The following is an 8,773-nucleotide window of genomic DNA, read 5'->3' as shown; positions in this document are numbered from 1 at the left end:
TGTTGATACCCTCACCTCATTAAGGGTAGCCTTTGCTACTTACTTCGGGACATCGATTGGCGGCCGTACCAGGTCGTTCCGTCGGGGATGGACTACCTGTAATGAGTGAATCACCAAGAGACTCCAGCGCCGAACCTGCCATTGTCGACATCGTCGGCGTCGGGTTCGGTCCGGCCAACCTCGCGTTGGCCATTGCTGTCGAAGAACACAATGCAAATTGTGCGGCCGTTGATCGGGTGAACGCGCGGTTCTTCGAAAAGCAGTCTCAGTTCGCGTGGCATCCCGGGATGCTGCTCGACGGTGCCACCATGCAGATCGCGTTTCCGAAGGACCTGGTGACGTTCCGGAATCCGCAGAGCGGATACAGCTTCTTCTCGTATCTGTTCGAGCAGGGTCGACTGGTCGACTTCGTCAACCACCAGACCTTCTTCCCCACGCGCCACGAATTCAACGACTACCTGTGCTGGGCAGCTCGACGAGTCGACGCGGACGTGCAGTTCGGTACAACCGTCGACGGGGTCGAGGGCATCAAGAACTCCGACGGCGTTGTCGATCGCTTTGCGGTTCGCACCGCCGACGGTGAAACGGTGATCGCGCGCAACATCGTTGTCGGAGCCGGACTGAAAGAGCGGATCCCGGAGTGGGCGACGCCTTCGTCGCGGTGCTTCCACAATCACCAGTTCCTCTTCCATCTCGAAGCAATGCCGGAGCCCGTACACAACCGGTTCGTCGTTCTCGGCGCCGGCCAGAGTGCCGCGGAGATCGTCGACTACCTGCACGCGAACTACCCGAACGCCGAAGTTCACAGTGTTTTTGCCCGCTACGGCTACAGCCCGGCAGACGACAGCCCGTACGCGAACCGCATCTTCGATCCCGAAGCCGTCGATCAGCTGCACGGTGCAGACGCCGCGGAACGACGCCGGCTGCTCGATCTGCACCGCAGTACCAACTACTCGGTCGTCGACATCGAACTGATCAACAAGCTGTATGCCACCGAATATCAGGAGATGGTTCGTGGGCCGCGGCGACTGTTCATGCGTCGGGCCTCGGAGATCACGAGTGCCGTGGAGACCGAATCCGGCATCGAACTGGCTGTCCGTAGCAATCTCGACGGCTTGACCGACACGCTGGCGTGCGACGCACTCATTCTGGCCACGGGTTTCACCCCGGCACCTCTGGACGATTTGTTGGGTGAACTCGTGCCGGATTCGTCCGTTCCGCGTAACGTCAGTCGGGATTATCGACTGGCTGTAACGGAGGACGTGACAGGCGGTATCTATCTGCAGGGTGGGACAGAACAGACTCACGGATTGACGTCGTCGCTGCTGTCGAACGTGGCAGTGCGGGCGGGGGAGATTCTGGCGTCGGTGCTGAGCCACCAGAACCGAACTGGTGCGCTTGCTAGTCTGGGCGCACAAGACACGTACGTAACGAGTGAGGCGAGATGAGCACTAACCCTTTCGATGACGAAGACGGCCGCTTCTACGTGCTGGTGAACGACGAGGACCAGCACTCGCTGTGGCCCACGTTTTCCGAGGTCCCCGCCGGCTGGCGCGTGGTGTTCGGTGAAGACAGCCGCAAGGCGTGCCTCGAATACGTCGAGGCCAACTGGACCGACATGCGTCCGAAGAGCCTGCGTGAGGCCATGGAAGCCGATCAGGCTGCTGGTGGAAAGCACGCAGTCGAGAGCTGATTCTCTCACCGCTCGGAACCCCCGAGTGAACAGAAAAGAGCTGGGCACCGTCAGGTGCCCAGCTCTTTCTGCTTGAACGACGCCTACTTCTCGGTGACGGGAACTCGACGCCTGCGCTTGCGGACCATCGGGCGACGTAGCGAGTCCACGCGCATCAGAATCCTTGGACGACGCAGCGTGCGCGCTCCCCATTCGCCGAGCGTGACGCCCGCGGCCAGGGCGCAGCCGATGCCGAAGGCCGACAGCAAGGCAGTCAACCCGATCAGTACCTGGTCGTTGAGCAGCGCGTACAGGCCTCGGTACAGCGACAGACCGGGGAGTAGGGGAGTGATGCCTGCGACCGCGACAACCAGCGGAGGCGTCAGTGCGCGGCGAGCCATCAGACCACCGGCAAGACCGACCACGGTTGCGGCGATTGCGGCGGCGATCACGGGACCGACGTCGAGTGTCTGCACGAAGATCGACACACCACTGCCTGCCGCACCGCCCAGGAACGCCGCGGTGAGTGCACGCCTCTCGGCGTAGCAGGCGAGCGCGTAGAACACCGACGCACACGCACCGGAGAGCATGAGGATCGGCAACTGCGTGATGGTGGAGACTTCCACATTGATCGGTGGAAGCGTCGAACCCAACATCCCGGTCATTCGCAACGAGATTGCGACGCCCGCGATGATGCCGCCCGTCATCATCACCACTTCGAAGAATCGCGCGACAGCTGTAATGGGTGCACCCATGATCGCGTCCTGGACCGAGCCCACCAACGACAGCCCGGACAGTAGAACGACCACTCCGGCCGCGATGACCAACGACGGCCGGATACTGATCCCCAGCTGGTCCTGAAATGTATAGAGCGTGGCGGCGGGCGCAGCCGCGATGAGACCACCGACAACCTGCTGGAAGAAGAACGGTAATCCGAACCGGTTCAGTACGCGGTTGACTCGATCGATGACCATCGTCGTCAGAAACGCGACTGTGGCAACGAGGAACCCGCCGCCGAGCAGGACGGAGACCGAAGCCGCCATCGCAGCCCAGGCCATGGTCGCGGTCCATCGGTTGTACGGGTGCGGCGCCGTCGTGATGGCTGTGAGCGCGTCGTGCGCTTGGTCCGGTGTGATCGCCTCACGGCGGATACGACGCGTCAGACGGTCGACGGCCGCCAGCCGCGTGAAGTCCATCGAGCGGTAGTGCACGATGCGCATCGTGCTCGCCGGCGGTCGCGTCGGGCCGCGATAGGCAGAGAGCACAATCGAGTTGTAAGTGACGTCGACGTCACACTGGGCAAGGCCGTACGTGGCGGCGATGAACTGCACCTGCTCAGCGGTGTCCATGGCCGCGGTTCCGGATGCGAGGAGGACTTCGCCCACCCGAACCGCGAGGTCCAGGACCTCTGCGACGACGGCGTCGTCTGTCAGGTCGATCGGTTGAAGCGGCGCGGGAGCCGACGTGACCGTGTCGACGGTGGCTTGCCGGTTTCCCGTCAGGCGTGTGAGTACTTCGGTTAATTTCGCCATCAGGGGGCGGAGTGGGAGTTGCGCATGGGGCCCACGCTATCTAACGTGACCCGCGCGCGGCCACCGTGACGGCTTGGATATGATGGCTCCGCAAAGTCAGTCGCGGCAACGCGTCGGTCTTCGCCTCCTTAGCTCAGTGGTAGAGCACTCGCCTTGTAAGCGAAAGGTCGTCGGTTCAATCCCGACAGGAGGCTCCGAAAGAAGAGGCACTCACCAATGTGGTGAGTGCCTCTGTATTTGCTGAGGTGCCGATAGGCGTCCGGTTCAGTTGGTCTCGGGCTTGTTCGTAGCCTGGCGCGGGTCGATCGCGCCGTCGATGTACTGCTGGGCGATCACTCGCAGTTTGACGTTGCTGCGCTGCGAGTCCTGGATGAGAATGCGGAAGGCTCGGTCGGCGTCGACGTGGTGGGTGCCCATGATGATGCCCTTGGCCTGTTCGATGACGCCTCGCGATTCGAGTGCTCGCTCGAGGTCCATCGCGTGCTTTCTGGCGATGTCGAGGCGCTGCGAGCTGTGCAGCGCGTAGGCCGAGGTCACGGCGAACAGTTGGAGCAATGCCACGTCGGCGCCGGTGAAACCTCGGAGGTCGTGGCTGTAGAGATTGAGGGTTCCGAGCGGGCGTTCCCGGCCAGGCAGTGGCATGGACAAGAAGCTGACGGCGCCGACTGCCTTTGCCGCGCTTGCGAATTGAGGCCACCGGCTGTGGGCTTCGCTGGCATGTGCGCGGACAACCGTTCCCGTGCGTGACGACGTCACACTCGGTCCGTAGTCCAGTCGGAATTGGATCGAGTCGACGGTGCGAACAAGTTGGTGGGTGGCGGCTACGGTTCGGAATGTCGTATCCGAACCGCCGATCGTAATTCCGGCCATGTCGGCGTCGGCGATGAGATCGACGGCATGCCTGCAGACTTGTTCGAGAAATTGCTCGGCCTGGGCATGTGGATCGAGGTGTGCGTACAGCGATTGCAGGGCGTCCGAGGCGGCGTCCAGGCTGTCCTGCGACGCGGAATTTCGGCCCCCGGTAGGGCCGCGGTGTCCTCTGGCGATGCGCGGCGCCGTCATTGTCTCAACCACCCTTCCCCATCACGTCGCAGGCATGTCCGATTCGTCTTATTGTTGCACCGGACTAACTGTTGTGCACTCTGTTTCGGTGGACAAGTGTCTGATGGGGCGGACGGTTATGTGAAGTGGACTGCGTATGCCCAATCGTGATGTTTGATTCGGCCGTTAGCGGGTAGTGCGCCGATCTTGGAATTATGTTGTCCTGCAACAGTTAACGTGGAAACTGCGACCGGGGTACAAGTTTTCTCCGCAATGGCGCGCAGGTCACGAACTTGGCCTATTGTCAGCGCCAGCGCACAATCTTGTACGCGTAACCCGTAGACAGTGAAGGGGATACGACGATGAACGGACTGATCGCGGCTCTGAACAGTGGAATGACCGTTGGCTTGGCCAACACGATCCTGACTTTCGGCGGAATCATCATCAACCTCAACATCGTGATCAACAACTGACCGCGTAATCGGCGAGTAACCGTTTGTTATGCCGATTCGATCGGAAGGTCAGGCCCTGGGCGGTCGCTCTTGCTCTTGAGCCACCGATTGGGAAGTTTGCCGGCAAGTTCTCCGAGTGGACCGACTGCAGCGCTGAGGATTCCGACGGTTTCCTGAAGGACCTCGATGCTTGCGCTCATCCGCTCGAGGTTGGGAGCGAGGGAAGTCAAGGTGTCGGACAGTGCAACGATCTGGTCAAGCGGGCCGCCTTCGGCGATGAGCCGTTCGAAGGCGCCGTTCTCTGCCAGGAGTGTTTCGAGGATGCCGTTCTCGGCCAGTGCGCGATCGATGACACCGTCCTTGGCAGTCAGGCGTTCGACGGCACCGTCTTGCGCTGTCAGGCGTTCCAGCGGACCGTCCTCCGCCATCATTCGGTCGAGGAGACCGTCCGGCGCGAGCAAGCGTTCCAATGCGCCGTTCTCGGCGAGCACCCTATCCAGCGGTCCGCCGGGGGCAAGAAGTCTTTCGAGTGGTCCGCCGGGAGCGAGTAGTCGTTCGAGAGTGCCGTCGGGTGCAGTCAGTTTGTCGACCGGGCCGCCGGGGGAGAGAAGTCGATCGAGTGGCCCACCGGGGGCCAAGGCCTGCCCGATGGGCCGATCGTCAGCGGTAAGCGATGACAACTGCTGGATCATCTGCATGGGTCCGCGGGGGCTTGCCAGACCGGCAGCACCCGCCGTCACGGCGCCGGTATTACCGACGGCGATACGAACTGTCGTGACCGTCAGCTCGGCGATTCCCAAACTGATCTCTGCGGCTGCAATGCCCGCGCGTAGGGGAAGCGTGAGCATCTCCAGCAGTTTCATGCGTTAACTGTAACCGGTAACACACAAACACTCACCAGGATCGCCGGTCAGTGAAGGACCTTCAGACCGACCACACAACCGACGATGCCGAGGATCAGCAGAATCTTGACGACCGACGTGGACTCCGCACCGGTGATCATCGCGTATCCGACGGTCAGGGCGGCGCCGATGCCGACCCAGACCGCGTACGCAGTTCCGATGGGAAGGGTGCGCATTGCATACGCGAGGCCGGCCATACTGACGATCAGGCCGAGGATGAAGACAACGGTGGGTGACATCTTGCTGAATCCGTCGGACTTACCGAGTGCGGTAGCCCAGACAGCTTCGAAAAGTCCGGAAATGACGAGCACGATCCATGCCATGGTGAACAACTCCCAAGGCACCGTCTTTTCGCTGGCCGGGTACGGTGCGCTCGTCCGGATGTCGTCGTTGACCACCCAACCATAGCAACAGAATTCTGCGTTCCGACCCGATCAGCTGGCGATTAAGGTCACCACCGCCGGTCGAACCCGCTTCAGATGGATGCTCGTCACGGCCACCACGATCGTCGCCGTCGCAGCGAGAACAGCCAGAGGAATCGGCGTGTTCACGGCGGCCGGTCCGTGTTCGACGAGCGGACCGGTAGACCACCCGAATTCCCGCGAGCCCGGGTCCAAGAAGGTCGGTGAAACCGAGAACAACGTGAAAGCGACGGGCAGCATCGCCCCGCTCGAGACTGCTTCGACGGCAACAGGCATGCATGACGTGACGGCCAGTCCCAGCGCAAGCGGGAGGATGAGGACGTAGGCAACCGTGGCCGGGGCGGCATCCAGCAATCCCGAGAGTGCAGTCACGGCAAGGAGTCCCAGCCCGAGTTGCGGCATCGGACTTCTCCAGCCGACGACGACGCCCAACGCCAGGGCAGCAGCTCCCGCGGGCATCGCCCAGGTCCAGTCGGATGGAAAGGAAATCGAGCTGACCGAAACCGCGCTGACTGCCAGTCCGGCGAGTACGAAACGACCGTCGTGTGGCGGCAACCGCCAAGCCAGTGCGACGGTAACGGCAACCGCCATTACCACCGCGATCACCCAGGACCCAGGTGATGTCGTCGAGCCCAACCACACATAGAGAGCCGTGAATACCAGGGGCAGAACAACTCCCAGCCTCACCAGGCGGGCGTCGATGTCGCCCGGCTCCTGATTCGGTCGTGCGAGTGCGGCGACTCCACCCACGAGAAGAGTTGCGGCGAGCAGAATCCAGACGGGAACCGTGGACGGCACGGGGTAGGAATCGCCCGGAAGTGTGAGCGACCACCTGGGGACGCGATCGCGCCATAAGTCCGCTGCGCCGAAGTACAGGGTCGTCGTGGTTACGCCGAGTCCGAGAGCGGTTTGTGCTCCGCGGTGACCCTTCGTCGGAAATGCCGCTGCCGCGAGGAAAGCGCCTGCTCCGATTGCGTTCAGAGTCACCGAAATCTGGGCGGAGACGGGGACGAATGCAGGTAGCGCGATAGCGAGGGCGCCGACTACAGCGAAGACACTCGCGAGACCGCCACGTCCCCAGCGATGCAGTAGCGCTACGCCGACGGCCGCAACCACCGCGGCAGTTGCTCCCGCCCACTGCGGCGTGATCACCACCGAGATAACGCCGGCGTCGGAGAAGGAGAAGTCGTCAACTCGGGACTCGGCCACTGCGTACGCGGCTACCACACCGCCGACCAGCGCGGACGCCACCGAAACGTAGAGCTGAGCGATTTGAACTGGGCTACGTTGGTGCATAATTCGTCGAATTTTTGCACAACCCGCCGATACGACTGATCGTCACATCGCCGTGCGGATCCATCCACACCGGTTTCCCGTCTCGAAGTCGAGGAACCAGCAGATGGCGTCCTCGACTCGGCCACTGAACGAAGTCGTAGCCGGCCAAATTTGTCTGAACTGCGTCGGCGACCCACACCGCAGCGTCCGCGAATGCAGTCTCCATCGACAGTGCGTTGAAGTAGCTGAATCCGCTGATGTCACGTGTGCCTTGCCAGCCGATCGAAGCCTGGATCCTCGCCGGGATCCTGCTGGCAGCTTTTCACCTGCACCCGGCCGTTCACAGGAAGCTCCCAGGGAACATACAGCGGGAATCCAGTGGCAGGGGAGAAGATGGTTCTCGTGACCGACAAGACCCCCGAAGCCCGCATCCTCGTTGTCGACGACGAACCCACCATCGTGGAGTTGCTCTCCGTGAGCCTCCGATTCCAGGGTTTCGAGGTGGCAACTGCTTCGAGCGGCGCCCAAGGCCTGGACGTCGCACGGACATTCCGTCCCGACGCGATCGTTCTCGACGTCATGATGCCCGGGATGGACGGCTTCGGTCTGCTTCGACGCCTGCGCGCCGACGGTGTGGACGCGCCCGTCCTGTTTCTGACGGCGAAGGATTCGCTCGACGACAAGATCAGCGGCCTGACCCTCGGCGCGGACGACTACGTGACCAAGCCCTTCAGCCTCGAAGAAGTCGTGACGCGGTTGCGGGTCATCCTGCGCCGCGCCGGTCGCGGTGTAGCGCCGGAGCAGTCGCCGCGGGTGAAGTTCGCCGACATCGAACTCGACGACGACACCCGCGAGGTCTGGAAGAAGGGCGAGTTGGTTGCACTCTCGCCCACCGAGTTCACACTGCTCCGATACTTCATGGTCAACGCCGGGACGGTTCTCAGCAAACCGCGGATTCTCGACCACGTCTGGAATTACGACTTCGGTGGGGAGGTCGGAGTTGTCGAGTCCTACGTTTCCTACCTGCGGCGCAAGGTGGACACGGGGGAGACACCGCTGATTCACACATTGCGTGGGGTCGGCTACGTGATGCGTGAACCGCGGCAATGATCGCCGCCGCGGAAAACGATCAGCTTCCGAAGCGGGGTCGTTTCCGTCTCCATTCACTGCCGCTGCGCTTCACCCTGGTTGCGGCCTTGCTGGTGTTGGCCGCGCTGGGTCTGTTGGCGTCGGGTGTAGCGGTCACTTCTGCTCTCGAGAACTCACTGACCCAGCGAACCGACAAAACGCTGTACGAAGCGGTCGACGGTTGGGCAAAGCCGCACAGCAGAGACCTGCAGCCGCCCAGTGATGTCGGCCCGGGCGGGGGGCCCCCCCCCCCCCCCCCCCCGCCCCCCCCCCCCCCCCCCCACACCCCGGCCGAGAGCAAGAAAAAAAAAACACACGCCACCCAACCCCACACACAAAAAAAAAAAAA

General features: G+C 62.4%; 8 protein-coding genes, 1 tRNA gene, 1 pseudogene and 1 riboswitch. Of the genes and pseudogenes, 5 read left to right on the top strand and 5 right to left on the bottom strand.

Features of this window, described 5'->3' with window-relative positions:
• Positions 1-101: 101 nt before the first annotated feature.
• Together RWT78_RS15315 and RWT78_RS15310 are read left to right on the top strand one after the other, a co-directional pair.
• The gene (locus RWT78_RS15315) at positions 102-1,448 is read left to right on the top strand and encodes a lysine N(6)-hydroxylase/L-ornithine N(5)-oxygenase family protein (RefSeq protein WP_007734359.1); all 1,347 of its coding nucleotides are present in this window, start codon (positions 102-104) and stop codon (positions 1,446-1,448) included.
• Positions 1,445-1,693, top strand: a complete 249-nt coding sequence (locus tag RWT78_RS15310; RefSeq protein WP_003945538.1) for an MbtH family protein — start codon at positions 1,445-1,447, stop codon at positions 1,691-1,693. Before RWT78_RS15315 ends, RWT78_RS15310 begins: the two co-directional genes overlap by 4 nt.
• 83 nt (positions 1,694-1,776) lie before the next feature.
• Here the strand turns inward: RWT78_RS15310 and RWT78_RS15305 are convergent, their stop codons facing one another.
• Positions 1,777-3,204, bottom strand: coding sequence for a threonine/serine exporter ThrE family protein (locus RWT78_RS15305; protein ID WP_003945646.1), 1,428 nt, complete (start codon positions 3,202-3,204; stop codon positions 1,777-1,779).
• A 122-nt stretch (positions 3,205-3,326) separates the two neighbouring features.
• Here RWT78_RS15305 and RWT78_RS15300 point away from each other — a divergent pair.
• Positions 3,327-3,398 (top strand) — tRNA-Thr (locus tag RWT78_RS15300).
• A 70-nt stretch (positions 3,399-3,468) separates the two neighbouring features.
• Here RWT78_RS15300 and RWT78_RS15295 read toward each other — a convergent pair.
• The 4 genes from RWT78_RS15295 to RWT78_RS15280 all read right to left on the bottom strand — a co-directional run bounded on the left by RWT78_RS15295 (position 3,469) and on the right by RWT78_RS15280 (position 7,317).
• Positions 3,469-4,266, bottom strand: coding sequence for a GAF and ANTAR domain-containing protein (locus RWT78_RS15295; protein WP_003945473.1), 798 nt, complete (start codon positions 4,264-4,266; stop codon positions 3,469-3,471).
• A gap of 478 nt (positions 4,267-4,744) precedes the next feature.
• Positions 4,745-5,560, bottom strand: a complete 816-nt coding sequence (locus RWT78_RS15290) for a hypothetical protein (RefSeq protein WP_003945831.1) — start codon at positions 5,558-5,560, stop codon at positions 4,745-4,747.
• 47 nt (positions 5,561-5,607) lie between these two features.
• Positions 5,608-5,922: a multidrug efflux SMR transporter gene (locus RWT78_RS15285; RefSeq protein ID WP_020906330.1), complete on the bottom strand. Its 315-nt coding sequence runs from the start codon at positions 5,920-5,922 to the stop codon at positions 5,608-5,610.
• Between the two features lie 14 nt (positions 5,923-5,936).
• A riboswitch (guanidine-III (ykkC-III) riboswitch) is annotated at positions 5,937-6,002 on the bottom strand.
• A 31-nt stretch (positions 6,003-6,033) separates the two neighbouring features.
• Positions 6,034-7,317: a hypothetical protein gene (locus tag RWT78_RS15280; protein WP_314676467.1), complete on the bottom strand. Its 1,284-nt coding sequence runs from the start codon at positions 7,315-7,317 to the stop codon at positions 6,034-6,036.
• A 372-nt stretch (positions 7,318-7,689) separates the two neighbouring features.
• Between RWT78_RS15280 and RWT78_RS15275 the strand changes: the two genes are divergently transcribed.
• Both RWT78_RS15275 and RWT78_RS15270 read left to right on the top strand, forming a co-directional pair.
• Positions 7,690-8,406 (top strand): response regulator transcription factor, encoded by a 717-nt coding sequence (locus RWT78_RS15275; RefSeq protein WP_007734368.1) that lies wholly within the window; start codon positions 7,690-7,692, stop codon positions 8,404-8,406.
• A pseudogene (locus RWT78_RS15270) lies at positions 8,403-8,678 on the top strand (two-component sensor histidine kinase); the annotation flags it as partial. The gene RWT78_RS15275 and the pseudogene RWT78_RS15270, both read left to right, overlap by 4 nt.
• Positions 8,679-8,773 lie beyond the last annotated feature (95 nt).

It is taken from the genome of uncultured Rhodococcus sp. (genome assembly GCF_963525155.1).
Classification (GTDB): Bacteria; Actinomycetota; Actinomycetes; order Mycobacteriales; family Mycobacteriaceae; genus Rhodococcus_F; species Rhodococcus_F qingshengii.
The sequence above is the reverse complement of the archived record's forward strand: the minus strand, read 5'-3'. Positions and strand labels throughout refer to the sequence as shown.

Excerpts from the sequence above, each read along its gene's own strand:
- RWT78_RS15280 (WP_314676467.1), bottom strand. The coding sequence starts at position 7,317 with ATGCACCAACGTAGCCCAGTTCAAATCGCTCAGCTCTACGTTTCGGTG.
- RWT78_RS15295 (WP_003945473.1), bottom strand. The coding sequence starts at position 4,266 with ATGACGGCGCCGCGCATCGCCAGAGGACACCGCGGCCCTACCGGGGGC.
- RWT78_RS15285 (WP_020906330.1), bottom strand. The coding sequence starts at position 5,922 with ATGGCATGGATCGTGCTCGTCATTTCCGGACTTTTCGAAGCTGTCTGG.
- RWT78_RS15305 (WP_003945646.1), bottom strand. The coding sequence starts at position 3,204 with ATGGCGAAATTAACCGAAGTACTCACACGCCTGACGGGAAACCGGCAA.
- RWT78_RS15315 (WP_007734359.1), top strand. The coding sequence starts at position 102 with ATGAGTGAATCACCAAGAGACTCCAGCGCCGAACCTGCCATTGTCGAC.
- RWT78_RS15310 (WP_003945538.1), top strand. The coding sequence starts at position 1,445 with ATGAGCACTAACCCTTTCGATGACGAAGACGGCCGCTTCTACGTGCTG.
- RWT78_RS15275 (WP_007734368.1), top strand. The coding sequence starts at position 7,690 with ATGGTTCTCGTGACCGACAAGACCCCCGAAGCCCGCATCCTCGTTGTC.
- RWT78_RS15290 (WP_003945831.1), bottom strand. The coding sequence starts at position 5,560 with ATGAAACTGCTGGAGATGCTCACGCTTCCCCTACGCGCGGGCATTGCA.